Raw genomic sequence first — 26,900 nt, 5'->3', positions numbered from 1 at the left:
GCGTCAGGCGAAGGTCGCGCGCAGCGCCTCGACCAGCCCCGGCACCACGTCGGCGCCCTGGCCCACCGCGTCGTCCCGGTCGGCCGCCCGCTGGCGCACGGCGCACCAGGACGGCCCGTCGCGCAGCACCCCGACCGCGAGGCGCACGTCCTGCCGCTGCGGGTGCGCGAGGAGGGCGGACAGGGCCTGGTCGGGGTCGGCGGGCAGGTCCCGCTCGGCCTCGGGGGGCAGCACGATCCGCTCGACCGTCAGCGCCGCGCCGTCCACGCCGTCGGGCCACGCGATCGCACCGAGCAGCCCCTCCAGGTCGTCGCTCGCCGGCAGGCCCTCCTGCTCGACGGACGTCAGGTGGTCGGCGTCCGACGCGGCGGCGGCCAGCACCGCCGGCGGGAGCTGCGACGCGAGCGCGGGCTCGGCGTCGAGCGCGGCCTGCGTGCGCACCAGGGCGAACACGCGCACCGGCCCGTCCCAGCCGCCGGTCGCCACGTGCCGCTCGATCTCGGTGACGGCCTCGGCGAGCGCGCGCTGCGCCGGGCCCTCGGGGCCGGCCGGCGCCGGGGCGGAGGCCGTCGGGTCGGGCTGCGGGGCGTCGGGGGTCTGCGGTGCGTCGCTCACGCCCGCCATCCTCGCACCCACGGGTCCCGCACCGGCCCGGGGGCACGGGGGCACGGAGGCCCGGGGAGCGCGGCGCGGGGCGGTGGCCGGTGCCTGCGCGCCGGTGCCGACGCCGAGGGCGGCTGGGGACCACCGGCCCGGGCCGTCCGGCGTGTGGGAACCTGGGTGCCACCTGGCGCGTTGTGCCCAGCGTGTGCGCCGGGTGTGCCCGGTGCGTGCACGCTCCACCCCGTACCCGACGACGAGGACCTCAAGGCCGTGACCTTCGCCAACCCGTCCGCCCGACCACCGCGGGGACCGCGCCCGCCCCGGCCGCCCCGCGGGGCCGGCCGCCGCCGCCCGAGCCCCATCGCCGTCACGGTCGTCGTGCTCGCCCTCGTGGTGCTCGCGGTGCTCGTCCTCGCCCAGGTCTGGACCGAGGTGCTGTGGTTCGACCAGCTCGGGTTCTCCCAGGTGCTGTGGACCCAGTGGCTGACCCGCGCCGCGCTGTTCGTCGCCGGGTTCCTCGTCATGGGCGGGGCGGTGTTCGCCAGCCTCGCGGTCGGCTACCGCACCCGGCCCGTGTACGCGCCGTCCAACCAGGAGCAGATCAGCCTCGACTCCTACCGCGAGGCGATCGAGCCGCTGCGCCGGGTCGTGCTCGTCGCGGGGCCCGCGATCCTCGGCCTGTTCGCCGGCATCGCCGCGTCGCAGCAGTGGAGCACCATCCAGCTCTGGCTGCACAGCACGACGGTCGGCACGAAGGACCCGCAGTGGGGCATGGACCTCTCGTTCTACATGTTCGAGCTGCCCGGCATGCGGTTCGTCGTCAGCTTCCTCATGGCCGTCACCGTGCTCGCCGGCATCGCCGCGGTCGCGACGCAGTACCTGTACGGCGGCTTCCGGGTCGGCGGCTCCAGCGCCGCGCCGCGGATGACCCGCGCGGCCCGCGTGCACCTGTCGTCGATCGCGGCGGTGCTCATGGTCCTCATCGCCGCCAACTACTTCCTCGACCGGTACTCGATCCTCACGCGCGAGGGCGACCGGTTCGAGGGCGCGTCGTACACCGACGTGAACGCCGTGATCCCGTCCAAGGGCATCCTGGCGGTCGTCGCCCTGCTCGTGGCCGTGATGTTCGTGGTCACCGCGGTGCGCGGCACGTGGCGGATCCCGGCGCTCGGCGTCGGCGTCATGGTGGTGTCCGCCATCGCCATCGGCGGCATCTACCCGGCGGTCGTCCAGCGGTTCCAGGTGAACCCGAACCAGCAGGACGCCGAGGCGCCGTACATCCAGCGCAACATCGACGCGACGCTCGCGGCGTACGACCTCCAGGACGTGGAGATCACCGACTACGACGCGAGCGTGACGGCCGAGCCGGGCGCGCTGCGCGAGGACGCCGAGACCACGGCGTCGATCCGCCTGCTCGACCCGCAGGTCGTCTCCGACTCGTTCCGGCAGCTCGAGCAGATCCGCGGGTTCTACTCGTTCCCCGACACGCTGTCCGTCGACCGGTACGACATCGAGGACGAGAGCCGCGACACCGTCATCGCCGTCCGCGAGCTCGACCTGGAGGGCCTGGACGCGCAGCGCCGCAACTGGACCAACGACACCACCGTGTACACGCACGGCTTCGGCGTCGTCGCCGCGTACGGCAACACCACGACGTCGACCGGCGCGCCCGCGTTCTGGGAGGGCGGCATCCCGTCGTCCGGCCAGATGGGGGAGTACGAGCCGCGGATCTACTTCGGCCAGAGCTCCCCGACGTACTCCATCGTCGGCGCGCCCGACGGCCAGGAGTGGGAGCTGGACTACCCGGACGACGAGTCCGGCGGCGCCGTGAACACCTCGTTCCCGACCGACGAGGTCTCGGCCGGCCCGTCCATCGGCTCCCTGTGGAACAAGCTGCTCTACGCCATCAAGTTCGGCTCCGAGCAGATCCTGTTCTCCGAGCGCGTGACCCCCGAGTCGCAGATCCTCTACGACCGCAACCCGGTGGACCGCGTGCAGAAGGTCGCCCCGTACCTGACGCTCGACGGCCGCGTGTACCCCGCGGTGGTCGACGGCCGGGTCAAGTGGATCGTCGACGGGTACACCACCTCGGACCAGTACCCGTACGCCGCCGCGCAGTCCCTCGAGGACGCGACGACCGACTCCCTCACGCAGGCGTCCGCGACGATCGAGGCCCTGCAGCCCGAGACGGTGAACTACATCCGCAACTCGGTGAAGGCCACGGTCGACGCCTACGACGGCTCGGTCACCCTCTACGCCTGGGACGCCGAGGACCCGGTGCTCCAGTCGTGGAGCAAGGTGTTCGACACGTCGCTCTCGCCGGTGTCGGAGATCAGCTCCGAGCTCATGAACCACATCCGGTACCCCGAGGACCTGTTCAAGGTGCAGCGCACCCTGCTCGGCACGTACCACGTGACGGACCCGGGCCAGTTCTTCTCCGGCAACGACGCGTGGCGCACGCCGAACGACCCGACCGCCGGGGACCAGAACGTCGCGCAGCCGCCGTACTACCTGACGCTCGAGATGCCTGGGCAGGACGCCGCGGCGTTCTCCCTCATGTCGTCGTACGTGCCGGCCGGTGCGAACGCCCGCGACGTGCTCACCGGGTACGTGGCGGTCGACGCCGAGGCGGGGTCCACCGCCGGTGAGCCCGCGGACGGCTACGGCCAGATCCGGCTGCTCGAGCTGCCGCGTGACTCCACGGTGCCCGGGCCCAACCAGATGAACAACAACTTCACGTCGAACCCCGAGGTCTCCCAGCAGCTCAACCTGCTGCGGCAGGGCGACTCCGAGGTCATCCAGGGCAACCTGCTCACGCTGCCCGTCGGCGGCGGCCTGCTGTACGTGCAGCCCGTGTACGTCCAGGCGGCCACCGGCACCCAGTTCCCGCTGCTGCAGCGCGTGCTCGTGGCGTTCGGCGACGAGATCGGGTTCGCCAGCACGCTCGACGAGGCGCTGGACCAGGTGTTCGGCGGGGACGACGGCACCGAGGCGGGCGACGCCGGCAACGACATCGCCCCGCCGCCCACCGACGGCGACACCGGTGGGGACACCGGCGGCGACACGGGTGACGGCACCGCCACCCCGGCGCCGACGCCCACCCAGCCCGCGGACGGCGGCGACAGCGCGGACGCGCAGACCCGCCTCAGCCAGGCGCTCGAGGACGCCAACCAGGCGATCCTCGACGGTCAGCGGGCCCTCGCGGACGGCGACTTCGCCGCCTACGGCGAGGCCCAGGACCGGCTCCAGGAGGCGCTGGACGCGGCCGTGGCCGCCGACAACGACCTGAACGCCGGGGGCTGACCGGCGCAGGCGTACGACGACGGGCCGGCTCCTGCGGGGGCCGGCCCGTCGTCGTCCCGGCCGGTGGTGGGACGGCCTGCGGCGGGGGAGCTGTGACCGAGCGCACCACGCCCCGATTTGGCCCTGGCGACACGCTGGCGTAACGTAGACATCACCGACGCGGGGTGGAGCAGCTCGGTAGCTCGCTGGGCTCATAACCCAGAGGTCGCAGGTTCAAATCCTGCCCCCGCTACTCACCAGGACGGCGCGAGCCGGTCTGGACGAAGGCCCCCAGGGACTCCCTGGGGGCCTTCGTCGTGCTCCGACGGTCCCGTCCGTCGGGCTCGCCGATCGTGCCGACGCCACCGCAGCGGCGGCGGACGGTCCTACCTCGCCGCGCGCTCGCTCCCCGGACGGCGCCGCAGGCCGGCGTCGGCGACCTCCGGCCCGCGGTAGACCATGTCCATCGCGCCGATGCTCTCGCCCGGCGGCACGATCGCGTCGATCCGGTCGAGGACCTCGTCGGACAGCGCGACGTCGGCGCCGGCCAGGGTGTCCTCGAGCTGCTCCATGGTGCGCGGGCCGATGAGCGCGGACGTCACGCCGGGGTGGGCGATCACGAACGCCATCGCCAGGTGCGGCAGCGGGATCCCGATCTCGTCCGCGAGGGCGAGGAGCTCCTCCACCGCGGCGAGCCGCCGCTCGTCGCGGAAGTGGCGCATCCCGGTGCCCGCCCGGAAGTTGTCGTTCGCCTGCCCGGCCCGGTACTTGCCGGTGAGGGTGCCGCCCGCGAGCGGGCTGTACACGAGGGTGCCCATGCCGTAGCGCTGCGCCACGGGCAGGATCTCGCGCTCGATCTCCCGGTCGAGGACCGAGTAGTTCGGCTGCTCGGTGCGGAACCGCTCGAACCCGCGGCGCTGCGACGCCCACTGCGCCTCGACGATCTCGGAGCCGCGCATCGACGAGGAGCCGATCGCGCGGACCTTGCCCTGCCGGACGAGGTCGGTGAGGGCGGACAGGGTCTCCTCGATGTCGGTGTCGGGGTCGGGGCGGTGGAGCTGGTAGAGGTCGATGTAGTCGGTGCGCAGGTTCCGCAGCGAGCGCTCGACGGCCTGCACGATCCAGCGTCGCGAGGCGCCTCGGTGGTTCACGTCGTCGTCGACCGGGCCGTAGAACTTCGTCGCGAGGACGACCTGGTCGCGGCGGCCCTGGAGCGCCTCGCCGACGACCTCCTCGGAGTCGCCGTAGCGGTCGGCGGTGTCGACGACGTTGATGCCGGCGTCGAGCGCGCGGTGGATGATCCGGATGCCCTCCCGGCGGTCGGGGTTGCCGAACGAGCCGAGCATCATGGCGCCGAGCGCGTAGGGCGTCACCTTGATGCCCGTGCGTCCGAGGGTGCGGTACTGCATGGGAGCCTCCCGTATGCTGGTCACGGAACGTTGTTCCGCTTCGATCGTCCGACCATACGGAACGTTGTTCCGCTTTGTCCAGCGAGGTGACCCGTGACGCCCTCCGCCGCCAGCCCCCGGCCCCTGCGCGCCGACGCCCGGCAGAACGCCGACGCCCTGCTCGTCGCCGCCCGCACGGTGTTCGAGCGCTCGGGCGTCGACGCGCCGGCGCGCGAGGTGGCCGCCGAGGCCGGGGTGGGCGTCGGCACCCTCTACCGGCACTTCCCGACCCGTGCGGACCTGGTGGCCGCGGTCTTCACCACGGAGATCGACGCCACGGCGGCGGCCGCCGAGGAGCTGCTGCGCCGGCTCCCGCCGGGCGAGGCGCTGGACGAGTGGATCGCCCGGTTCACCCAGTTCGTCGCGACCAAGCAGGGGCTCGCCGCGGCCCTCCGCTCGGGCGACCCGGCGTTCGACGCGCTGCCCACCTACCTGGAGAACGCCCTGGGCCCGGCCCTGCGCGCGCTCATCGAGGCCGCCGCGGCCGACGGCGAGGTCCGGCCGGACGTCGACCCGATGGACCTGCTCCAGGCCATCGGCGACCTCAGCCACCGCGCGCCGTCCCCGGACGGCTCGCCCAACCCGATGGTGCGGCTGCTCGTCGACGGGCTGCGGGTGCGGCGGTAGCCGGAGCCCGTTGCGCGACGAGGGCCCGGACCGGACGGCCCGGGCCCTCGTGCGCGCACCGGCGCTACCCGGTGCCGGAGCCGGTGCCGGTGCCTCCCGCCCCGTCGTCGGCAGCGCGACGCCGCGGCGCCCCGCCCGGGGCCGGCGGGTTGACGAGCACCGTGTCCGCCGTGCGGCGCTCCTCGGCCGTGCGCTGGTCCCACGCCGGCTTGCGGCGGGCGTAGAACAGCAGCGGCGGTCCGCCCAGCACGACGACGACGAGCAGGACGACCAGCGGGTACGTCGCCTCGCCGAGCCCGGTGAACCCGTCGGGGCGCACGAACGCCAGGACGAAGGCCGCCGCGCACGCCACGAACCCCAGCCCGGCCACGAACGTCATGGCCGGCGTGCGGTAGGTGCGCACGACCTCCGGGTGGGTGCGGCGCAGCCGGATCGCGGCCGCGAACATGAGCATGTACATCAGCAGGTACAGGGCCGCCGCCATGTCGACGAGCGCGACGAACGCCGTGTTCCCGTTGGGGATCACGACGAACAGCAGCGCCAGCAGCGTGACGACCGCCCCCTGCGCGACGAGGATGCCGACCTGCACGCCCGCCTTGTTGCGACGCTGGAGCGCCGGCGGCAGCAGCCCGGTGCGGGCTGCGGCGAGCAGGCCGCGTGACGGCCCCGCGATCCATGTGACGACCGACGCGAAGGCGCCGAGCGCGATGAGCAGCGAGATCACGGGGGTCGCCCACCCCAGGCCCCAGTGGTCGAAGAAGTGCTGGAACGCGAGGTTGATGCCGTTGGTCAGGCCGAGCGACGCGCGGGGCACCGCGACGGCGATCGCGATCGTCGGCAGGATGAACACCGCCAGGATGAGCCCGGTGGCGATGGCGATCGACCGGGGGAACCCGCGGCCGGGGTCGCGCAGGTCGTTCGCGTGGACCGCGTTGACCTCCATGCCTGCGAACGCGAGCACGTTGGACACGACGAGCACGATCGACGCGATGCCCGTCCACGGCGGCACGACGGCCGACGCCTCGAGGGTCGTCTCCGACCGCTCGCCCGTCGCGAGCCACACCGCGCCGAGCACGATGAGCAGCGCCGCGGGGAACAGCGTCCCGAGGATGCCGCTCCACGAGCCGACCTTCGCGAACAGCGTGCCGCCCGCGAGGGTGATGAGCGTCGAGCCCCAGTACAGGACGAGGATGACGACGGCGGTGTAGAGGCCGTTGTCCGCGATGCCCTGGTCGCCGATCACGAACGACAGGCTCGCGGCGATGAAGGCGATCTGCGTCGGGTACCAGACGACGTTCTGGATCCACTGGAGCCAGATCGCGACGAACCCGAGCCGCCCGCCGAACGCCTCGCGCACCCAGGTGTAGACGCCGCCCTTCCAGCCGGTCGCGAGCTCGGCGGCCACCAGCGCGGTCGGCACGAGGAACAGGATCGCCGGGACGATGAACAGCGTCACGGAGCCCAGGCCGTACAGGGACATCGCGGGCAGTGAGCGCAGGGACGCGACGACGACGACGGTCAGCATCGCGAGCTGGACCACCGACATGTACGCGGTGGCGCTCGCGGACGGGGCGCCGATCGCGGGCCCGGTGTGGCCCGGTGGCGTCCGGTCGTGCGGCGGCCCGTACGGGTGCGCCGCGACGTGCTCGGCGGACGGTGCCGCGGTGCCGTCGGCGCGCACGGGCGCCGACGTCGCCGGAGCCCGACCGCGAGCGGGCATGGAGGCAGGGCGGTCTGGCTGGTCCATGGCCGTGCCCCCTCAGTGGTGGAAGCCGGGGTGGTGGGCCTCGGCCGGCATGGGCCCGGTGAGGCCGTCGAGGTAGGCGACCTGCTCACCCAGCTCCGCCAGGAAGGCCTCGGCGAGGTCCCGGCTCAGCCCGTTGCGCACCACCACCCGCTGCACCGTGACGTCCGGCAGGTCGGCGGGCATCGGGTAGGCGGGCACCAGCCAGCCCTTCATCCGGAGCCGGTCCGACAGGTGGTAGAGGTTCCAGTTCTCCGTGTGGCCCTCGCGCAGCCGCCAGGCGAACACCGGGATGTCCGACCCGTCGTTCCACAGCTCGAACGCCGGCATCTGCGCGATCTCGCCGGAGAGGTAGAGCGCCACGTCCCGGGACGCGCCCTGGACGCGGGTGTACCCCTCGGTGCCCAGGCGCAGGAACACGTAGTACTGCAGCAGCACCTGGGCCCCCGGCCGCGAGAAGTTCAGCGCGAACGTCGGCATCTCGCCGCCGAGGTAGCTCACGCGGAACACCAGGTCGTCGGGGAGCGCGTCGGCGGTGCGCCAGACCACCCACCCGACGCCGGGGTAGACGAGGCCGTACTTGTGCCCCGACGTGCTGATGGACGCGACCCGGTCCACGCGGAAGTCCCACACCAGGTCGGGCTGCAGGAACGGCGCGATCATCCCGCCGGAGGCGCCGTCGACGTGGATCGGCACGTCCAGCCCGGTGGACTCCTGGATCCGGTCCAGCGCCGCCGCGACGTCCGCGACCGGCTCGTACATGCCGGTGTACGTCACGCCGAGGATGGCGACGACGCCGATGGTGTTCTCGTCGACGTACTGCTCGAGGCCGTGCCCGTCGAGCACCTTGTGCTCCCACGAGATCGGGACGGTGCGCATCTCGACGTCGAAGTAGTTGCAGAACTTCTCCCAGCACACCTGCACCGCGCTGGACATGACGAGGTTGGGCCGGTCCGTCGGCAGACCCGCGGCGTGCCGGGCGTGCTGCCAGCGACGCTTGAGCGCCAGGCCGCCGAGCATGCACGCCTCGGACGACCCGATGGTCGAGGTGCCGATGGTGCGGTCCGGGTCGGGCGCGTGCCACAGGTCGGCCAGCATGGTCCAGCACCGCGTCTCGACGGCGGCGGTCTGCGGGTACTCGTCCTTGTCGATCATGTTCTTGTCGGCGGCCTCCAGGTACAGGCGGCCGGCGTGGTCGTCCATCCACGTGCCGACGAACGTGGCGAGGTTCAGCCGGGCGTTGCCGTCGAGCATCGCCTCGTCGTGGACGATCTGGTAGGCGGTCTCCGGGAGGGACTCGCCGTCGGGGAGCCGGAACTTCGGCAGCTCCGTCGCCTCCCCGGGCCGGGCGAACAGCGGGTTGAGACCCACCGCGTCCTGCTCGTTCTCCTGCCGCTCCACTCTGCGCGTCGTCGTGACCACAGCACTTCCCCCTGTCAGTGCCGATTGCGGAGGCACTGCTCGGGGTGGGCTCAGACGTCGGGCGGACCTGTCACAGCGCCGTGTGACGGATGTCACGTCCTCGACGCTAGACCTGGTTCCCGTCGGCGGCGACCGCCGACCGGGGGTCCCGGGACGCAGGAGCCGACCCGAGCAGGATCGGGCACGGATCGCGGCGGATCCCTCTAGGGCCCCGCGACCCGGCCGTGGCTCGATGGAGGCATGACCTCGCAGAGCGCCGTGACCTACGGCTTCACCTCCACCATGACCGCCCACCCGGGCCGCGGCGACGAGCTCGTCGCCCTGCTGCTGTCCGGCCTCGACCGGGGCAACCCGGCGACGAGCGAGCACTGCCTCGTGTACCTCGTGAGCCGCTCGGCCGCCGACCCGGACGTCGCCCACGTCATCGAGGGCTGGACGACCGAGGTGGACCACCACCGCGTGTTCGCCGGGGAGGCCGCGCAGGCGATCGTCGCCCGGTTCGCGGGCCTGCTCGCGAAGGAGCCGGAGTACACCGACCTCACGCCGGTCGGCGGGAAGGCGCTGCTCCCGTGACCGCGCGGCCCGTGACGGCGCGGCCCGCGACCGCGCGTCCCGCGACCACGCGCCCGGCGCGGCCCGCTGTCGACCCGGAGCTCGCCGCCCTGCTGGCCGGCATGCCGGACCTCCCGACGCTGTCCGCCGAGTCGCTGCCGCTGATCCGCCCGTACGCCGTGGGTCGGCCCGCGACGGTGCTGGCGGGCCGCGCGGTGCGGCGACGGGAGACCGAGGTCGCCGCCGCCGACGGGACGTCGCTGCCCCTGACCGTGCTGTCGCCCGCTGAGCAGGACGCCGCGCAGGACGCCACGCCCTCCGGCCCGGGAGCGCCCGCGGTGCTGTGGCTGCACGGCGGCGGCATGGTGATGGGGGACCGGTTCTCCCAGGTCGACATCCCGCTGGAGTGGCTCGACGCGCTGGGCTCCGTGGTGGTGACCGTCGACTACCGGCTGGCGCCGGAGGTCACGGGCACGACGATCGTCGAGGACGGGTACCGCGCCCTCGTGTGGCTCGCGGACCACGCCGCGGAGCTCGGCGTCGACCCGGACCGGGTGGTCGTCGCCGGCACGAGCGCCGGCGGCGGGCTGGCCGCGGGCGTCGTCCTGCTGGCGCGCGACCTCGGCGGTCCGGCCGTCGCCGCCCAGGTGCTGGTGTGCCCGATGCTCGACCACCGCAGCGCGACCACGTCGGCCCGGCAGTTCACCGGGCCGGGCGTGTGGTCGCTGGAGTCCAACCGGTTCGCGTGGTCCGCGGTGCTGGGGGCGCAGCCGGCGGACGTGCCGGCGAGCGTGTCCCCGAGCGTGGCGGCCGACCTGGCGGGACTGCCGGCCGCGTACCTCGACGCGGGTTCCGCGGAGGTGTTCCGCGACGAGGTCGTGGACTACGCGTCCCGGATCTGGGCGGCCGGCGGGCAGGCGGAGCTGCACGTGTGGGCGGGCGGGTTCCACGGGTTCGACGCGCTGTTCCCGGACGCGGCGGTGTCGCGTGCGGCGCGGGCGAGCCGGCTCGGCTGGCTGCGGCGGGTGCTGCGCGAGGGGTGACGGCGGCGTCGCGACCGGCGGGCCACGGCACCGCCGGGCTAGAGGCCGAGCGACGCCCGGACCGCCGCCTCCGTCGGCCCAGAGACGCGCGTGCTCCTCGGGGCTCAGAACGGCCGCAACCGCGCCCACAGCAGCGCGGCGAGGCGCTCGCGGGTGGCGGCCGAGGTCACGTCGCCGGCCGGTGGCACGACGCGGTCGTCCTCGAGGTAGGACCCGGAGGGGACGTCGGCCGTGGCGGCGTGCAGCACCCGCCGGGCGCCGCGGTCGGGGGACCCGCCGACCGGGCCGGCGAGGGCGGCGCTCAGGGCGGTCGCGTTGAGCCCCGGGCACACCGCCACCACGTCCACGCCCGACGGCCGGAGCTCGTCGGCCAGCGCCAGCGCCCAGGCGAGCATCGCGCCCTTCGCCCGGGCGTACGCGGTCACCGGGGCGTAGCCCCGCACGAGGTCGGGGTCGTCCAGGTCGAGCGGCTCGACCCGGTGCGCGGAGGACGCGACGGCCACCACGCGCGAGCCCGGGTGGAGGGCGGGCACGAGCAGCCGGGTCAGCAGCGCCGGGGCCAGCGCGTCCACCTGCAGAGTCCGCTCGGAGCCGTCCTCCGTCAGGACCCGCTCCGGCGACCCCGGCACCGCGGCGTCGTGCACGAGCAGGTCGATGCGCGGCGCGACCGCCCGCACGCGCCGGGCCGCCGCGACGACCTCGCGCAGGCGCGTGAAGTCGGCCGCCACGTAGTGCACCTCGGCGGGCCCGCCGCGTCGGACGCCCGCCAGCACGTCGGCGACGTCGTCCGGGGGCTCCGGGCCGAGCAGGACGAGCCGGGTGGCGCGCGAGGCGAGCCGGCGCGCCGCCGCCTCGCCGATGCTGCTGGTCGCCCCGGTGAGCACGACCGTGCCCAGGGGGCCGGCGCCGGGGCTCACAGCGCGTACCCGCCGGCGACCTGCACGTCCTGGCCGGTGATCCACCGGGCGTCGTCGGACAGCAGGAACGCGATCACGCGCCCGATGTCCTCCGGCTCGCCGAGGCGTCCCAGGGCGGTGCGGGCCGCGATCGCCTCGGCGATCTCGGGGAACCGCTCGAAGGCGTCGTCCGCGATGCGGGTGCGGGTCGGCCCGGGGGCGACCGAGTTGACGCGGATGCCGCGCGGGCTGAGCTCCCGCGCCAGGTAGCGTGTCGCGACGACCAGCCCGGCCTTCATCGCGGCGTACGCGGAGTAGCCCGCCTCGGTCTCGCCCGGGCGCACGGAGCTGCTCGAGACGTTGACCACCGACCCGCCGTCCGCCAGCAGGGGGAGCAGCGTCTGCGTGAGGAGGTACGGCCCGCGCAGCAGCACCCGGTAGGACGCGTCGAGGTGCTCGGGCGTCGTCTCCTGGAACGGGCGGCCGCCGCCCGCGCCGGCGTTGTTCACCAGGCCGGCGAGCGTCGAGGTGCCCCACCCGCCGAGCACCCGCGCCAGCGCCTCCCGGAACTCCGGGAAGGTCTCGGCGGCGCCGAGGTCCAGCGGCAGGGCGGCGGCCCGGGCGCCGCGCTCGTGCAGCAGCGCGACGGTCCTGTCGGCCTCGTCCGGGCGGGTGCGGTACGTGACGACGACCGCGTGCCCGCGGGCGGCGACCTCGACGGCGGTGCCGCGGCCGATCCCGGCGGTGCCGCCGGTGACCACCACGACCTGCTGGTCCGTGCTCGGGGTGTCCATGCGTCCAGCGAACCCCCGCCGGTGCGCCGGGTGTGAGGGCGATCGTCGCGCGTCCTTGCCTGATCCTGCCGGGGGCGGCCGGAACCGGCGACCCTCGCGCCGACCTCTGCTTGACTCGGGTCATGGTGCTGGAGGAGCCGCGGGCGCTCGACGAGCTGCGGGCGCTGGTCGACCGGCACGCCCGCACCGGCACCACACCGACCGCGGTCCCGGGCGTCGTCGTGTCCCGGATGACCACCTCCGGGTCGCCGGACGAGTCGACCACCGGCACCGTGCTGGCGGTGGTGGCCCAGGGCACCAAGACGCTCTCGGTCGGCGGCACCGTGCACGGCTACGGCCCGGGGCAGTACGTCGTGGCGTCGGTGGACCTGCCCGTGAGCGGCTGGTTCACCGACGCCACGCCGGCCACGCCCGCGCTGGGGATGGGCCTGACGCTGCGGCCCGAGGTCGTCGCGGAGCTCATGCTCGGCCCGGCGGCCACCGCGTTCCCCCGGCCGGCGCCCGGTGCGGTCGCCCCCGCCGTCGCCGTCGGCCGTGCCGGCGACCGCCTGCTCGACGCGTGCGTGCGCCTGCTCCGCCTGCTCGACCACCCGCGCGACATCCCGGTGCTCGCGCCGCTGATCGAGCGGGAGATCCTCTGGCTGCTCATGTCCGACGAGCAGGGCGCCACCGTGCGGCAGCTCGGGCTGGCCGACAGCAGCCTGAACCGCGTCCGGCACGTCGTGCGGTGGATGCGCGAGCGCTACAGCGAGCCGGTGCGGGTGGCGGAGCTGGCCCGGCTCGCCAGCATGAGCCCGTCCGCGTTCCACCGGACGTTCCAGGCGGTGACGGCGATGAGCCCGATCCAGTTCCAGAAGCGCATCCGGCTCCAGGAGGCCCGGCTCCGGCTGCTGGCCCGGCCCGGGGACGTCGCCGGGGCCGCCTACGCGGTGGGGTACGAGAGCCCGTCCCAGTTCAGCCGGGAGTACCGCCGGCAGTTCGGGGTCCCGCCGAGCCGGGACGCGGCGCTGCTGCGGCAGACGCTGGACCCGACGGGGGCGGCGCCCGCCTGACCGGCGCTACGAGCGCGTCGAGACGCGCTCCGACCCCAGCACCGCCAGCAGCGCGAGCTTGCTCGCGGCCTCCGTGCGGGGCGGGGCGGTGAGCACCAGCAGCACCTGCGACGCGTCCTCGGTGAACAGGGCCTGGCAGTCCACCTCGATCTCACCCAGCTCGGGGTGGACGAGCACCTTGTGGTCGGTGAACCGCCGGCTCACCTCCTGCTCGGCCCACAGGGCGACGAACTCGGGACTGCGCCGCGACAGCTCCCGGACGATCTCCGCCGCGCGCGAGTCCGGCCCGGCGGCGCCCAGGGCCGCGCGGAGCGACGCGACCTGCGCGCGGCCCTGCCGGTCGTGGTCGTCCCGCGGGTAGCGGCGGCGCTCGGTCCCGGGGTGGGCGAACCACTGGTAGATGTCGCTGCGCTCGAGGCCGGTCAGCGAGCTGGTGTCCCCGAACAGCGCCCGGGCGGGCTCGTTCTGCACCAGCGTCTCGGCGAGCGCCGTGATGATGAGCGCCGGCGTGTCCGTGAGGCGGTCCAGCACGCGCAGCAGACCCGGGGCGATGTAGTCGGGGGCGGGGTGGCGCTCCGGCGCGCTGTGGCCGGCCACCCGGAACAGGTAGTCCCGCTCGTCGGGCGTCAGCCGCAGGGCGCGCGCCAGCGAGGCGAGCATCTGCGTGCTCGGCTGCGGGCCGCGGCGCTGCTCGAGCCGGGTGTAGTAGTCGGTCGACATGGCGGCGAGCTGCGCGACCTCCTCCCGCCGCAGGCCCGCCGTGCGGCGCCGGACGCCGGCCACGAGGCCCACGTCCGCGGGCTGCAGGGCGCTGCGGCGGCTCACGAGGAACCCGGCGAGGAGGTCACGGTCCACCCGTGCAGTATGGGCGCGGCCCCGCGGGCCAGCCAGGGACCGGCGATCCCCCGACGAGCGCTCTCTGGAGCGGCCCCGGGGCGACGCGGACAGTGGTGGGCATGGACATCTCCGGCAACACGATCTTCATCCCCGGTGCCACGAGCGGCATCGGCCTGGCACTCGCCTTGCGCCTGCAGGAGAAGGGCAACACGGTGGTCGTCGGCGGCCGCCGCGCCGAGCTGCTCGCGCAGGTCGCCGCCGAGCACGGGCTCGGCACCGTCGTCGTCGACACCACCGACCCCGGCAGCGTCCGCGACGCCGCCGCGCAGGTCGTCCGCGAGCACCCCGACCTCAACGTGCTCGTCACGATGGCGGGCATCATGCGCGCCGAGGACTGGACGACCCCGGGGTTCCTCGCCGACGCGGAGCAGACCGTCGTCACCAACCTGCTCGGCCCGATCCGCCTGATCGCGGCCCTCGTCGAGCACCTGCAGTCCCGGCCCGCCGCCACGATCATGACCGTGTCGTCCGGTCTCGCGTTCGCCCCGCTGCGGGTGACGCCCACCTACAACGCCACCAAGGCGGCGATCCACATGCTCAGCGAGTCCATCCGGCTGCAGCTCGCCGGCACGTCCGTGCAGGTGCTCGAGCTCGAGCCGCCGGCCGTGCAGACGGACCTCATGCCCGGTCAGCGGGAGAACGAGCTCGCGATGCCGCTCGAGGACTTCGTCACCGAGGTGGTGGAGCTGATCGAGACGCAGCCGGACGCCACGGAGATCCAGGTCGAGAACGTGAAGTTCCTCCGGTACGGCGAGGCCCGCGGCGACTACGCCCAGGTGGTGGCGACGCTCAACAGCCGGGACCGGCACGCGCGCTGACGAGCCGCCGCCGCGGGGGCGGGGCGGGGTGTCGGTGGGGTCGCGTACGGTCGTGCCCCCGACCCGAGGAGCGCCCCGTGCCCGCGACGACGCCCACCCCCGCCGGTGCGCCGGCGACGCTGACGGTGCCCGACGTCGCCGCGTGGCGGGCCTGGCTCGACGCGCACGAGGCGGACTCCGACGGGGTGTGGCTCGTGCTCGCCAAGAAGGGCGTCACCGACCCGACGTCGCTCACGTACGCGGAGGCGCTCGACGAGGCGCTGTGCAGCGGGTGGATCGACGGCCAGCGGCGCGGCGGCGACGCCACGACGTTCCGGCAGCGGTTCGTGCCCCGGCGTGCGCGCTCGCTGTGGTCGCAGCGGAACGTGGAGCACGTGGCGCGCCTCGTCGCGGAGGGGCGGATGCGGGAGCGCGGGCAGGCCGAGGTCGACCGGGCCCGGGCGGACGGGCGCTGGGAGCGCGCGTACGCCGGCCAGGCGTCCGCCGAGGTGCCGGCCGACCTGCTGGCCGCGCTCGACGCCGTGCCGGGCGCCCGCGCCCGGTTCGACGCGCTCGGACGTCAGCAGCGGTACGCGGTGCTGCACCCGCTCATGACGGCGCCCGGCGACGCGGTGCGTGCCGCACGCCTGGAGCGGGCGGTGCGGGCGCTGAGCGCGCCCGGGGACGGGGGTGTGCCCGGGGAAGGGGGCGTGCCCGGGGACGGGGGCGCGCCCGGGGGCGACCTCGGGCGGTCCTGACGCCCGTGGTCGCCGGGACCGCCGTCAGGGTCCTGTGAGGATCCTGCGCACCCCCGTTCGGATCCCGTCAGGACGTCCGCCGGCCGCGCCCCCCGGGTGTGGGCTGGGCATGAGCCCGGGGCGGGCCGGATCGAGCCGGCCGCTCACGTCCCGGGCGCCTGCGGCAACGGGAGGTCCGCCATGACGAGGACGACAGCGGGGACGGCCGCGCCGGCGGGGGACGCCACGGCGGCACGGCCCGGTCAGGAGCTGGTGCCCCGGCGCTCGGCGGTGCTCGCGTTCGCCGTGCTCGCACCGCCCGTCGCGGCGATCGGGATGCACCTGCTCGACGTCACCGCGGTGACCGCCGTGCTGGTGCTCGTGCTCCTCGTGGTCGCGGCATCCGCCTCCGGGCTGCGTGCGGCCGGCGTGGTGGCCGCGCTCGCCGCCGGGCTGTCGTTCGACTTCTTCCTGGTGGAGCCGGTCCTCAGCTTCACGATCGCCGAGCCGGAGGAGGTCGAGGCCACCGTCCTGCTGCTGCTCACCGGTCTGGCGGTCAGCGAGATCGCGCTCTGGGGCCGCCGCCAGCAGGCCCGCGCGAGCCGCCGCTCCGGCTACCTGGACGGCGTGCTGCGCACCGCGGACGTCGTCGCGGCCCGCCCGGCCGACCCCGGCCTGCTCGCGGTGCAGGTGGCCGACCAGGTCCGTGAGCTGCTCGGCGCCGACGACTGCCGGTACGAGGCCGCCGTCACCGTGCCGGGCCGCCGGCCGTCGTCGTCCGCGACCGTCCTGGAACGCGACGGGTCGGTCACGCGGCGGGGTGCCGTCATCGACGTCGACCGGCAGGGGCTTCCCACCGACGACCTGGTGCAGCTCGAGGTGTCCGGGGGCGGCACGGTGCACGGCCGGTTCCTGGTGAGCGCGGCGACCCGGGTCGTGCGGCCGTCGGTCGAGCAGCGCCGGGTGGCCGCGCTGCTCGCCGACCAGGTGGGTGCGGCCTTCGCCCCGGGGGCGCCGCCCGCGGTCGCGCCGCCGTCCGCGGGCCGCTAGAACGGGGCACGTGCCCGGTCGACGACGCGATCGTGGGCGCCCGCGCGACGCCGGCGCCCGGGACGAGGGTGAGCGGGACGAGGGTGCGCGCGACGGCGGAGCCCGCGGCCTCGAGACCTACCGGTCGATGCGGGACTTCGGGCGCACGCCCGAGCCGGCGGGGGCGCCCGGCGACGCCGGTGCGGGACGGCCGGGGGCGCGGCGGTTCGTCGTCCAGCGGCACCGTGCCCGGCGGCTGCACTACGACCTGCGGTTCGAGATCGACGGCGTACTCGTGTCGTGGGCGGTCCCGCGCGGTCCGACGCTCGACCCGGACGTCCGCCGCATGGCCGTGCACGTGGAGGACCACCCGCTGGAGTACGAGGACTTCGAGGGCGTCATCCCCTCCGGGGGGTACGGCGGCGGCGACGTCGTCGTCTGGGACCGCGGGACGTGGGAGCCGCACGGCACGGACGACCCGGGCGCGGCGGTCGCCGCCGGGGAGCTGCACGCCGACGTCAACGGCGAGAAGCTGCGCGGGCGGCTGGTGCTCGTGCGCCGCGGAGCCGTCGGCGAGGACGGCAAGGAGCAGTGGCTGCTCGTCCACAAGCACGACGACCACGCGGTCCGGGGCTGGGACGCGGAGGACCACCCGCGCTCCGTGGTGAGCGGGCGCACGAACGACGAGGTGAAGGCCGACCCGGACCGGCTGTGGCGCTCCGACCTGCCCGCGGCCGAGGCGTCCGTCGACCTGCGCCCGCCCGACGTCGCGCCGCCGACGCCGGACGAGCTCGCCCGGCTGGACGACCTCGGTCCCGCCGGCGGCACGTGGCCGGTGTTCGGGCGGCGGCTGCGGGTGACCAACCTCGACAAGGTGCTGTTCCCGGCGCGGGACGGGCAGGAGCCGGTGACCAAGCGCGAGCTCCTGCGCTACGCCGCCCGCATCGCGCCGGTCGCGCTGCCGTACCTGCGGGGCCGGGCCCTGAACATGCACCGCTACCCGCAGGGCGCCGCCAGCAGCGGGTTCTGGCACAAGGAGCTGCCGGGGCACGCCCCCGACTGGCTCCCGCGCTGGCGCAACCCCGGGGCCGACCCCGGGGAGACCGCGACGTACCTCGTGGTGGACGAGCCGGCCGCCCTGGTGTGGGCGGCCAACTTCGGCGCGCTCGAGTGGCACGCGTGGACCTCCCGCACCGACGCGCCGCACCGGCCGACGTACGCGCTGGTCGACATCGACCCCGGCCCGTCGACCGCGTGGGAGGACGTGCTGCTGCTCGCGCGCCTGCACCGCGACGCGTTCGAGCACCTCGGCGTCCGCGCCTACCCGAAGGTCACCGGGCAGCGCGGCATCCAGGTGTGGGTGCCGATCACGCCCGGGCCCACGTTCGACGAGACCCGGGCGTGGGTCGAGCGCGTGTCCCGGACGGTCGGAGCCGTCGTGCCCGAGCTCGTGTCCTGGCGCTGGGAGGTGAAGGCCCGCGGCGGTCAGGCGCGGCTCGACTACACGCAGAACGCCGTCAACAAGACCCTCGTGGCTCCGTACAGCCCGCGGGCGCGGCCGGGGGCGCCGGTGTCCGCGCCGATCACGTGGGACGAGCTGGACGAGCCCTGGTTGCGGCCGGACGCGTTCACCGTGCGGACCGTGCTCGACCGGGTGCAGGAGCGGGGCGACCCGTTCCGCGGGCTGCTGCAGGGCGGGCAGACGCTGCCGCGCCTGGGTTGAGGCGGACGGGCCGGCGCGGACGGGCATGCGCGGACGGGCGGCGGCGCGCCAGCGGGGGGTCGTGCTCGGAGGGGCCGGAGCCGCGGACCGGCACGGGGCCGGGTCGCCGGGCGGGCGAGGGGAGGGGACCCCGGCCCGCCGCGGCGGAGGTCGGGTCAGGCCAGTCCGTGGCGCCGTCGCGGCGCCAGGGCGGTGAACGCGGCGGCGGTGCGGCGCGCGGCCCGCGGGCGGGATGCGTCGCGCGTGGCCTGGGAGCGGCGGTGCTCCAGGCGGCTCTCGAGCTCGCGCTCCTGCTGCCGGTAGACGATGAGGTACAGATCCGGGTGCACGGGGTCCTCCTGCACTGGTCGAGGTGGCGGGGTGCGCCACCGGCGGGTCACCGCAGAGGGACGGGTCGCGTCCTTGCGGCCTGTGGACCGGGGGTGGTGGTCCACGTCCACAGCCTCCCGCGTCCGAGCACGTCCGCGGCCCCGCACCACCCGCTCGCCGAGGGTGATTCCGCACTCCACCCCACCCGCCCCCCGCTCCCTCCCCGGAGTACAGGGACCAGAGTCCCAACCCCACCACCCCGCAGCCCGCCCCGCCGCCCACCCCCCCACCCCCACCCAACGGGGAGGAGGGTGTGCGCGCCAGAGCGCAAAGCAGCGCACGGGCCTCCCGCGTGCGACCCCGCCCGCCCACCCACGTGTCTGCGCGCCCGCCCACCCGCGTGCGGGTACCCCCGCATCCCCGTGCGCGCCCGGTCGGAGGCCCCGAGGGGTCATCGTGGTGCTCCGCGGACCACCACGATCCCGCGCGGCCCCCTCCGATCCCGTTCGGAGCCTCCCAACGGGGAGGAGGGTGTGCGCGCCAGAGCGCAAAGCAGCGCACGGGCCTCCCGCGTGCGACCCCGCCCGCCCACCCACGTGTCTGCTCGCCCGCCCACCCGCGTGCGGGTACCCGCGCATCCCCGTGCGCGCCCGGTCGGAGGCTCCGAGGGGTCATCGTGGTGCTCTGCGGACCACCACGATCCCGCGCGGACCCCTCCGATCCCGTTCGGAGCCTCCGAACGGGAGGAGGTGCGCGGGGGTGCGGGCGCCCCGGTGTGCGGGTGTGCCGGCCTGCTGGCGGGCGGGCGCGCAGGGGTGTGCGTGCGGGCGGGAGAGGTGGGGAGGTCGCCGCGGGGGTCAGTTGGGGTCGGGGTCCGGGGAGGGGAGGATCGTGCGGACGGTGTCGATCGTGTCCGCCTCGTCGGCGGGCTTGTCGTCGCGGTAGCGGATGACGCGCGCGAAGCGCAGTGCCAGGCCGCCCGGGTAGCGGGGTGAGCGCTGCACGCCGTCGAAGGCGACCTCGACGACCTGCTCCGGGCGCAGGGTGACGGTCCAGCCGTCGTCGGCGACCTCCAGCTCGCGGAACCGCTGGGTCTGCCACGCCAGCATCTCGTCCGTCATGCCCTTGAACGTCTTGCCGAGCATGACGAAGCCCCCGGCGGGGTCGCGGGCGCCGAGGTGGATGTTCGACAGCGAGCCCACCCGCCGGCCGGACCCGCGCTCGACGGCGAGCACCACCAGGTCGAGGGTGTGGCGCGGCTTGACCTTGACCCACGACGACCCGCGACGGCCGGCCTCGTACGGGGCGTCGGCGTCCTTGACGACGACGCCCTCCTGGCCGGCCGCGACCCAGCCGCTGAACGCCCGTCCGGCGACGTCGGGGTCGTCGGTGACGACCCGCTCGACCACGAGCCCGCCGGCGACCGCGTCGAGGGCGGCGAGGCGCTCGCGCAGCGGGGCGTCGAGGAGGTCGCGGCCGTCGAGGTGCAGCAGGTCGAAGAAGAACGGGCGCAGCTCGGTGGTCGCGGCGAGGTCGGCGTCGCGGGTGGCGCTGCGGGCGGCGGTCTCCTGGAACGGGCGCGGACGTCCCGTGGCGTCGAGCGCGAGCGCCTCGCCGTCGAGCACCGCGGTCCGCAGCGGCAGCGCGCGCACGGCGGCGACCACCTCCGGGACGCGCGCGGTGATGTCGTCGAGGCTGCGCGTGAACACCCCGACCGCGTCGCCGTCGCGGTGCACCTGGATCCGGATGCCGTCGAGCTTGGCGTCCACGACGACCGGCCGGCCGTCGAAGCCGGCCACGGCGGTCGCCACGTCCGGCGCGGAGGCGGCGAGCATCGGGCGCACGGGCCGTCCGACCGTCAGGCCGACCCCCTCGAGCGCGGCGCGGGCAGCCTCCGGGGAGGGCGCGGCCAGCGCGGCCACGGCGACCGGCTCGCTGGCCCCGGCGAGCATCGCGGCCCGGCGGACGACCGGCGCCGGCACTCCGGCGGCCTCGGCCACGGCGTCGAGCAGCAGGGCGTCCAGCGCGCCCTGCCGGACCTCGCCGGTGACGAGGCCCGCGAGGAACCGCTGCTCGGGCCCGGTCGCGGCACCGAACAGGTCGGCCGCCATCGCGGTGCGTGCACCGCCTGAGCCCGGTCCGGAGAGAGTCGCCATGCGCTCGAAGGCGGCGTCGACGTCCAGCACCTCGAGGGACGCCGCCTCCGCCGGGGCAGGCAGGTCGCGCAGGGAGCGCCACCCGAGGCCGGTGCGACGCTGGCGGAGCTCGCCCGCGAGGTACCGGGCCACGACGGGCACCTCGTCGGGGGCGGTGCGGCGCAGCAGGTCGACGAGCAGGGCGCGCTTGGCCAGTCGCGAACGGGTCGCGGCCAGGCCGGCGGAGGTCGCGGCGACGTCGGCGAGCAGCACGGCGCCATCCTGCCGCCGACCACCGACACCCGCCCCCCGACGCCCGCCCCTGACGCCGGTTCGTCCGTGGCAGCCCGCCCGGACGCGGGCCGGGCCGGTCGTCGGGTGTCCCGGGCGCGCGCCGTCTCAGTCCGCGCCGTCGTCCGCGCGTGCTCCGACCCGCGCCGCGGCCCTGCCGGGGGCGGGCGTGAGGACGAGGGTGTGCGGGTGGCGCCGGGTGTGCGTCTCGACGGCGGTCAGCACCCCGGCGAGCACCACGGCCGCGAGCACGGTGGCGCGGGTGCCCAGGGCGTCCGGCCCGCTGGCGAGCGCGCCGGCCCCGGCTCCTGCGGCGAACGCGAGCACGACGGCGGACAGGCGCGCGACGACGGCCCGCTGCGCGGGGTCGTAGCCGGTCAGCCACTCGTAGGCGGCCGTGACGAGCGTGCGCAGGTTGCCGGTGGTCATGGTGGTGCTGTAGCTGGTGTCGCGCACCAGGCGGAACGTCGTGACCTGCAGTGCCGCGACGAACGACACGGCGCAGGTGGTGACGAGGTGGGGCGTGGCGCGGGGGAGCGCGGCGACCGCCAGCAGGACCGCGATCTCGGTGCCGAGCACCAGCCGCGTGGGGTCGTGCAGCCAGCGCCGGTGCCGGTGCGCGGCGAGGACCTCGGCGGCGACCAGACCGAGGACGAACGTCGCGATGATCGGCAGGTAGCGGGCGGCGTGGGCGCCGTCGCCGCGGGCCCAGGCGACCGCGACCAGCACGACGTTGCCCGTCTGGGCGTTGGCGAACACGCCGTCGTGCGCGACGAACGTGTACGCGTCGAGGAACCCGCCGACGACGGCGAGCGCGACGCCCGTGGCCGGGTGCTCGGCGCGCGACCGGACCCTCACCACGAGGTGCCACCGGTCGGGCGGGAGGGCCGGGTGCCGGCCGGGTCGACGTCCACGGGGCCATGGTGCACCCGGTCATCCCATGACTGGCCGGGACCCTCGGCCCAGCCCACCCCGGCCGAGTCGACCCCGGCCCAGCCGGCCCCGCTCAGCCCTCGGCCAGCAGGGCGTCCACCTGCCCGAGCGCCTCGGACATGCCCTCGGCCATGCCCATCGCCACGACCTGCGCCATCTGCGCCGCGTCCGCGAACCGGGACACGATCGTCATGCGCGTCCCGCTGCCGAGGGGCGCGAGGTCCACCCGGATCCGGGTCACGGGCATCGAGTCGTCGGGAGCCCCGCTGCCGTCCGCGAAGCCGTCGTCGAGCTCCAGCGACCGGGGGGCGTCGACGGCGAGGACGCGCCACCACCCGTGGGCCTGCTCGCCGTCGGGGCCGGTCATGACGTACGCGGCCCGGCCGCCGGGGACGAGGTCGTGCGCGGTGAACGTGGCCGGCCAGGTGGGCGGGCCCCACCAGCGCTCGAGCTGCCGCGGGTCGGCCCACACCTGCCAGACGCGCTCCGGTGGCGCGGCGAGCTCGGACACGATGGTGAGCGTCAGGGCGTCGGTGTCCGTGACGGTGTCGACGACGGTCATGGTGCGTCCTCTCCAGGTGCCTCGCCGAGGAGGGCGTCGATGCGGTCGAGTCGGCCGCGCCAGATCTCCTCGTAGCGGTCGAGCAGCCGTGCGGCGGCCCGGACGGTCGTGACGTCGGCGTGGACGACCTGCTCGCGGCCGTGCCGCTGCTTGACGACCAGGTGCGCGCGCTCGAGCACGGCGACGTGCTTCTGCACGGCGGCGAAGCTCATGGCGTAGGACCGGGCGAGCGTGCTGACCGACGCCTCGCGGCGCAGCACCCGGGTGACGATGTCGCGCCGGGTGGCGTCGGCCAGTGCGGCGAACACGCGGTCCACCTCGTCCGGGTCCAGCTGACGTACAACCATGTGGTTGTACGTTACGCCGGTGCCCGGCGCCGCACAACGGGGCACCGGGCACGGGGGAGCACACTGGTGCGCATGATCGCCACCGGACTCGTCCTCGCGACCCTCGCGGCGCTCCTGCACGTGTACATCTTCGTGCTGGAGTCCGTGCTCTGGACCACCCCGCGCGCCCGGCGGACGTTCGGCACCACCCCCGAGCAGGCCGAGGCCACCCGCGAGATGGCCTACAACCAGGGCTGGTACAACCTGTTCCTCGCGGTGGCCACCGCGACCGGGGTGGTGCTGACGGCGCTCGGGCACGGCTCCGCCGGGGCCGCCCTCGTGATCGCCGGCTGCGGCTCGATGGCCGCGGCCGCCGCTGTCCTGCTGCTCAGCTCGCGCGGCACACCCGGGCGCGCCCGGGCGGCCGCGTCGCAGGGCCTGCTCCCGCTGCTCGCCGTGGTGGCGACCGCCGTCGGCCTGCTCACCTAGGTCTGGAGGCACCGGGGCGCCGAGGTCCCTACGACGTCACGTCCGCGGTGGTGAACCGCGCCCACGCCAGCGAGCCGAACACCGCCACCCACGCGACCTGCACCCCGAGCCCCTCCGCGACGACGCCCCAGTCGACCTGCAGCCGCAGGAACTCCGCGAAGTCGAACCAGTGGTGCGTGAGCAGACCCGGGTGGATCGCGGACACCTGGGGCAGCGAGTCGAGCACGGTCGAGACGATCGCGACGACGACCGTGGCGGCCATCGCGCCGACCGGCACCTCGGTGAGCGTGGAGAAGAACAGCCCGACCGCGACCAGCCCGGTCAAAGACAGCCCCACGTAGCCCACGACGCCGAGCACCCGCAGCACGCCGTCGCCGACGGGCACGGTGGTGCCGGACAGCAGGGTCACGTCGTGCAGGCCGAAGTACACCGCGCCCACGACGAGGCCGGTCACCGCCACCGCGAGCACCGCGGCGGCCGCGAACGCCAGCGCCGCGACGGCCTTCACGGTGAGCAGGCGGGTCCGCGGCACCGGCACCACCAGCAGGTAGCGCAGCGTGCCGGCGGACGCCTCGCCGGCCACGGCGTCGCCGGACGCGATGCCGATGCACAGCGGCAGCAGGAACGGCAGGCAGAGGAACAGCGCCGCGACCACCAGGAACAACCCGTTGCCGGTGACCTGGTCGACGAACGACGGCCCCTGTCCCGCCAGCGCGCTGTCGCGCGTGAGGAACAGGACAGTGCCGAGCAGCACCGGCACCAGCGCCAGCCCGGCGAGCAGGACGAGGTTGCGGCGCCGGCCGAAGACCAGCCGCAGCTCCGAGCGCAGCAGCCGGGCCCAGGCGACGGGCGCGGGCGCTGGGGCGGGCGTGGCGAGCGCGGGCAGCGGTGCCGCCGGGGCGTCAGCGCGCGACATCGAAACCCTCCCCGGTCAGCTCCACGAACACCTGCTCCAGGCTCGGGCGGGCCACCTCGAGCCCCACGAGGTCGACCCCGGCGTGCACGAGCGCGGCGGACGCCTTCTCCGGAGGGGTCGGGCCCAGCAGCGCCGTCACGGTCCCGGCGGCGTCCGGCCGGACCTCGTCGAGACCGAGCGCCGCGAGCACGTCCGCGGCCGCGCCGACCTGCGCCGGCCGGGTCCGCACGACCAGGTGGGCGGCACCTCGGCCCAGCAGCTCCGCCCGCTCGCCCTGGAGCAGCAGCCGCCCGCGGCTCATGATGCCGACGTGCGAGCACACCTGCTCGATCTCCGCGAGCAGGTGGGAGGACACGAGCACGGTCGCCCCGCCGTCCGCGAGCTCCCGCACGAGGTGGCGGACCTCGCGCGTGCCCTGCGGGTCCAGCCCGTTGGTCGGCTCGTCGAGCACCAGCAGGTCCCGGGGCTGCAGCAGGGCGGCCGCCAGCCCCAGGCGCTGCTTCATCCCGAGCGAGTACTGCCGGTAGGGCTTCGTCGCGGCCGCCGCCAGCCCGACCCGGTCCAGCGCCGCGTCGGCCCGGCGCCGGGACGTCCGCGGGTCCGCGGTGGCGTCGCCCGCGTCCAGCCGGGCGAGGTTCGCGCGGCCCGACAGGTACGGGTGGAACGCCGGTCCCTCCACGAGGGCGCCGACGCGCGGCAGCACGCGGGCCGCGTCCTCGGGGATCGCCGACCCGAGCAGCCAGGCCCGCCCGGCGGTCGGCCGGGCGAGGCCCAGCAGCATGCGGATCGTGGTGGTCTTCCCCGATCCGTTCGGCCCGAGGAACCCGTAGACCGCGCCCCGCGGCACGGCGAGGTCGATCCCGTCGACGGCGACCTGACCGGACCGGAACCGCTTGGTCAGGCCCGCGGTCCGGACGGCCAGGTCACCGGGCGCGGGGGAGGGCGACCCGGAGTCGGTGGCGACGGTCATGCCGCCGCGCGCAGCACGTCCGCCGGGACGGAGCCCACCAGCACGCGGCCGTCGTCCGTCACCAGGACGCTCAGCAGCGTCGAGGACAGCAGCCGGCCCTCGGGGACCTCGGTCGTGAGCTGCTCGTACAGCGCGGCGCCGTCCAGGCCCGGGCGGGTGACCTTGCCGTCCTCGTCGGTCGGCACGAACTCCTGGACCAGGTCCTGCGCGTGCTCGGAGCCCAGCACCCGGTCGGCGCCGGGGACGGTCGCGAGCGAGCCGGTGTCGCCGCCGACGAGGCCGGCGACGTCGACGTCGGTCAGCTCCACGACGCTCGACCACCCGGACCCGGTGACGGCCACGCCCTCCGGCAGGGCGGCGTGCTCCGGGTCGGGGACGGCGGCGGGGTCGACCTCGGGCAGCGGCACGACGACCTCCTCGGTGCTCGCCCCGGCGGGCGCCGAGAACGCCAGCACCGAGTCGTCCGGGGCGCTGAACGCGACGTCCGTGAACCCGACCTCGAGCGACGGCGCCGCGGCGTCCCCGGTGGCCCAGACCTGCACGCGCAGCGGGGCCGAGGTCTCGGCGTCCACCGCCACGACGACGCGGGACACGAGCGTGGCGTCGTCCTCGGGGCTGACGACGAGCTGGTAGGCGTCGCGGCCCGCGACGGTCGTCGGCCGGTCGACCGTCACCGTGGAGTCCTGCTCCGCGCGGGCGAGCACCTGCGAGGCGGCCTCGTCGGGGGTCGGCAGGTCCGCCGCGGCGGGCGGCGTCGCGCCTGCCTCGAGCTGCCCCGCCAGCGCGTCGTACCGGGCCTGGCCGGCGTCGTCGAGCCGGTAGTGCGTCACGGCGTCGTCGGTGGAGGAGTAGGTCCACGCCTGCGCGCCGTCGCGCACGACGGAGTACTCGGACGTCGCGCCGAGCAGCGCCACCCGGGAGCGGTCGCCGCCGTCGGACCACACGCGCAGCGTCGACGACCCGCCGAGCAGGTTCACCGGGTCCGCGCCGGTCATCTCCGAGACCGGCAGCTCGGGCAGGCCGAGCCGGGCGGTGTAGACGACGGTGCCCTGCACGGGCGTCGGCTCCGCGGCGGCGACCCGGGAGAGCAGCTCCTGCGCGTCCACGTCGGGCAGCCCGGCGGAGTCGGCGGTCGCCAGGGCGGGCACCGCGATCGCGGCGGCCACGGCGGCGACCACGACGCCGGGCACCGCCCAGCGGGCGCGGGGGGACAGGGTGCGGCGGGCACGGGTCTCGGACATGGCACCCACCCTGCCGTGCCGACGCTGAGGGGACGCTGAGAGGCGCCCGGCCGTCGCGCTGCCGGCCCCGCTCGCCGGGTGC

25 protein-coding genes and 1 tRNA gene are annotated in these 26,900 nt (G+C 75.5%); 11 read left to right on the top strand and 15 right to left on the bottom strand.

All coding sequences use genetic code 11. The annotated features are described in order from the left end of the window. Window positions 1–3: 3 nt before the first annotated feature. Window positions 4–615, bottom strand: a complete 612-nt coding sequence (locus tag AAHH18_RS10185) for a PPA1309 family protein (RefSeq protein WP_343301530.1) — start codon at window positions 613–615, stop codon at window positions 4–6. Window positions 616–873: 258 nt separating this feature from the next. Between AAHH18_RS10185 and AAHH18_RS10180 the strand changes: the two genes are divergently transcribed. Further along, window positions 874–3,906 carry a UPF0182 family membrane protein gene (locus tag AAHH18_RS10180; protein WP_343301529.1) on the top strand — a complete coding sequence of 1,011 codons (3,033 nt, stop codon included), beginning with the start codon at window positions 874–876 and terminating at the stop codon, window positions 3,904–3,906. Between the two features lie 158 nt (window positions 3,907–4,064). Continuing rightward, a tRNA-Met gene (locus tag AAHH18_RS10175) sits at window positions 4,065–4,138 on the top strand. A gap of 133 nt (window positions 4,139–4,271) precedes the next feature. Here the strand turns inward: AAHH18_RS10175 and AAHH18_RS10170 are convergent. Further along, window positions 4,272–5,294 (bottom strand): aldo/keto reductase, encoded by a 1,023-nt coding sequence (locus AAHH18_RS10170; protein WP_343301528.1) that lies wholly within the window; start codon window positions 5,292–5,294, stop codon window positions 4,272–4,274. A 93-nt stretch (window positions 5,295–5,387) separates the two neighbouring features. Here AAHH18_RS10170 and AAHH18_RS10165 point away from each other — a divergent pair, with 93 nt between their 5' ends. Then, on the top strand, window positions 5,388–5,960 hold the full coding sequence (locus AAHH18_RS10165; RefSeq protein WP_343301527.1) for a TetR/AcrR family transcriptional regulator: 573 nt from the start codon (window positions 5,388–5,390) through the stop codon (window positions 5,958–5,960). A gap of 64 nt (window positions 5,961–6,024) precedes the next feature. On the opposite strand, the gene AAHH18_RS10160 is transcribed toward AAHH18_RS10165, so the two are convergent. Next, window positions 6,025–7,680: an APC family permease gene (locus AAHH18_RS10160; protein ID WP_343301526.1), complete on the bottom strand. Its 1,656-nt coding sequence runs from the start codon at window positions 7,678–7,680 to the stop codon at window positions 6,025–6,027. Window positions 7,681–7,719: 39 nt separating this feature from the next. Beyond that, on the bottom strand, window positions 7,720–9,126 hold the full coding sequence (locus tag AAHH18_RS10155) for a glutamate decarboxylase (protein ID WP_343301525.1): 1,407 nt from the start codon (window positions 9,124–9,126) through the stop codon (window positions 7,720–7,722). 240 nt (window positions 9,127–9,366) lie between these two features. Here AAHH18_RS10155 and AAHH18_RS10150 point away from each other — a divergent pair, with 240 nt between their 5' ends. Further along, complete coding sequence (locus AAHH18_RS10150) at window positions 9,367–9,699, top strand: putative quinol monooxygenase (protein ID WP_283319626.1); 333 nt, start codon at window positions 9,367–9,369, stop codon at window positions 9,697–9,699. Further along, entirely contained in the window at window positions 9,696–10,721 is a 1,026-nt protein-coding gene (locus tag AAHH18_RS10145; protein WP_343301524.1) for an alpha/beta hydrolase, read from the top strand. Before AAHH18_RS10150 ends, AAHH18_RS10145 begins: the two co-directional genes overlap by 4 nt. 104 nt (window positions 10,722–10,825) lie before the next feature. On the opposite strand, the gene AAHH18_RS10140 is transcribed toward AAHH18_RS10145, so the two are convergent. Both AAHH18_RS10140 and AAHH18_RS10135 read right to left on the bottom strand, forming a co-directional pair. Further along, window positions 10,826–11,638: an SDR family NAD(P)-dependent oxidoreductase gene (locus AAHH18_RS10140; RefSeq protein ID WP_343301523.1), complete on the bottom strand. Its 813-nt coding sequence runs from the start codon at window positions 11,636–11,638 to the stop codon at window positions 10,826–10,828. Then, window positions 11,635–12,411: an SDR family NAD(P)-dependent oxidoreductase gene (locus AAHH18_RS10135; protein ID WP_343301522.1), complete on the bottom strand. Its 777-nt coding sequence runs from the start codon at window positions 12,409–12,411 to the stop codon at window positions 11,635–11,637. The genes AAHH18_RS10140 and AAHH18_RS10135 overlap by 4 nt, the downstream gene beginning before the upstream one ends. Window positions 12,412–12,533: 122 nt before the next feature. Here AAHH18_RS10135 and AAHH18_RS10130 point away from each other — a divergent pair, with 122 nt between their 5' ends. Continuing rightward, the gene (locus AAHH18_RS10130) at window positions 12,534–13,463 is read left to right on the top strand and encodes an AraC family transcriptional regulator (protein WP_343301521.1); all 930 of its coding nucleotides are present in this window, start codon (window positions 12,534–12,536) and stop codon (window positions 13,461–13,463) included. Window positions 13,464–13,469: 6 nt separating this feature from the next. Here AAHH18_RS10130 and AAHH18_RS10125 read toward each other — a convergent pair whose 3' ends face one another. Further along, window positions 13,470–14,318: a helix-turn-helix transcriptional regulator gene (locus AAHH18_RS10125; protein ID WP_343301520.1), complete on the bottom strand. Its 849-nt coding sequence runs from the start codon at window positions 14,316–14,318 to the stop codon at window positions 13,470–13,472. Window positions 14,319–14,419: 101 nt separating this feature from the next. Here AAHH18_RS10125 and AAHH18_RS10120 point away from each other — a divergent pair, with 101 nt between their 5' ends. The 4 genes from AAHH18_RS10120 to ligD all read left to right on the top strand — a co-directional run bounded on the left by AAHH18_RS10120 (window position 14,420) and on the right by ligD (window position 18,646). After that, window positions 14,420–15,178, top strand: coding sequence for an SDR family oxidoreductase (locus AAHH18_RS10120; protein WP_343301519.1), 759 nt, complete (start codon window positions 14,420–14,422; stop codon window positions 15,176–15,178). 77 nt (window positions 15,179–15,255) lie between these two features. Further along, window positions 15,256–15,915 carry a YdeI/OmpD-associated family protein gene (locus AAHH18_RS10115; RefSeq protein ID WP_343301518.1) on the top strand — a complete coding sequence of 220 codons (660 nt, stop codon included), beginning with the start codon at window positions 15,256–15,258 and terminating at the stop codon, window positions 15,913–15,915. Between the two features lie 180 nt (window positions 15,916–16,095). Next, complete coding sequence (locus AAHH18_RS10110; RefSeq protein ID WP_343301517.1) at window positions 16,096–16,944, top strand: DUF4118 domain-containing protein; 849 nt, start codon at window positions 16,096–16,098, stop codon at window positions 16,942–16,944. 10 nt (window positions 16,945–16,954) lie between these two features. Continuing rightward, entirely contained in the window at window positions 16,955–18,646 is a 1,692-nt protein-coding gene (gene ligD, locus AAHH18_RS10105) for a non-homologous end-joining DNA ligase (RefSeq protein WP_343301516.1), read from the top strand. 155 nt (window positions 18,647–18,801) lie between these two features. Here ligD and AAHH18_RS10100 read toward each other — a convergent pair whose 3' ends face one another. From AAHH18_RS10100 to AAHH18_RS10080, 5 genes are all read right to left on the bottom strand, one after another. Next, complete coding sequence (locus AAHH18_RS10100; RefSeq protein WP_283319636.1) at window positions 18,802–18,975, bottom strand: hypothetical protein; 174 nt, start codon at window positions 18,973–18,975, stop codon at window positions 18,802–18,804. An 837-nt stretch (window positions 18,976–19,812) separates the two neighbouring features. Next, entirely contained in the window at window positions 19,813–21,363 is a 1,551-nt protein-coding gene (locus tag AAHH18_RS10095) for an ATP-dependent DNA ligase (RefSeq protein ID WP_343301515.1), read from the bottom strand. 126 nt (window positions 21,364–21,489) lie between these two features. Further along, window positions 21,490–22,242 carry a YoaK family protein gene (locus AAHH18_RS10090; protein WP_343301514.1) on the bottom strand — a complete coding sequence of 251 codons (753 nt, stop codon included), beginning with the start codon at window positions 22,240–22,242 and terminating at the stop codon, window positions 21,490–21,492. Between the two features lie 145 nt (window positions 22,243–22,387). Further along, complete coding sequence (locus tag AAHH18_RS10085) at window positions 22,388–22,876, bottom strand: SRPBCC family protein (RefSeq protein ID WP_283319639.1); 489 nt, start codon at window positions 22,874–22,876, stop codon at window positions 22,388–22,390. Further along, window positions 22,873–23,223, bottom strand: a complete 351-nt coding sequence (locus tag AAHH18_RS10080) for an ArsR/SmtB family transcription factor (RefSeq protein WP_283319640.1) — start codon at window positions 23,221–23,223, stop codon at window positions 22,873–22,875. Before AAHH18_RS10080 ends, AAHH18_RS10085 begins: the two co-directional genes overlap by 4 nt. Window positions 23,224–23,295: 72 nt before the next feature. Between AAHH18_RS10080 and AAHH18_RS10075 the strand changes: the two genes are divergently transcribed. Next, window positions 23,296–23,691 (top strand): DUF1304 domain-containing protein, encoded by a 396-nt coding sequence (locus AAHH18_RS10075; RefSeq protein ID WP_283319641.1) that lies wholly within the window; start codon window positions 23,296–23,298, stop codon window positions 23,689–23,691. Window positions 23,692–23,719: 28 nt separating this feature from the next. On the opposite strand, the gene AAHH18_RS10070 is transcribed toward AAHH18_RS10075, so the two are convergent. Genes AAHH18_RS10070 through AAHH18_RS10060 form a run of 3 tightly spaced genes read right to left on the bottom strand, consistent with a single transcriptional unit; the run spans window position 23,720 to window position 26,818 of the window. Continuing rightward, window positions 23,720–24,607, bottom strand: a complete 888-nt coding sequence (locus AAHH18_RS10070; RefSeq protein WP_343301513.1) for an ABC transporter permease — start codon at window positions 24,605–24,607, stop codon at window positions 23,720–23,722. Then, the gene (locus tag AAHH18_RS10065) at window positions 24,594–25,577 is read right to left on the bottom strand and encodes an ABC transporter ATP-binding protein (protein ID WP_343301512.1); all 984 of its coding nucleotides are present in this window, start codon (window positions 25,575–25,577) and stop codon (window positions 24,594–24,596) included. The genes AAHH18_RS10070 and AAHH18_RS10065 overlap by 14 nt, the downstream gene beginning before the upstream one ends. Next, a complete protein-coding gene (locus AAHH18_RS10060) occupies window positions 25,574–26,818 on the bottom strand; it encodes a LolA family protein (protein WP_343301511.1) in 1,245 nt (414 codons plus the stop codon). Before AAHH18_RS10060 ends, AAHH18_RS10065 begins: the two co-directional genes overlap by 4 nt. Window positions 26,819–26,900 lie beyond the last annotated feature (82 nt).

Source organism: Cellulomonas olei (genome assembly GCF_039548315.1).
Classification (GTDB): domain Bacteria; phylum Actinomycetota; class Actinomycetes; order Actinomycetales; family Cellulomonadaceae; genus Cellulomonas.
Note: the sequence above shows the minus strand (reverse complement) of the source record. Positions and strands in the feature narration are given on the sequence as shown.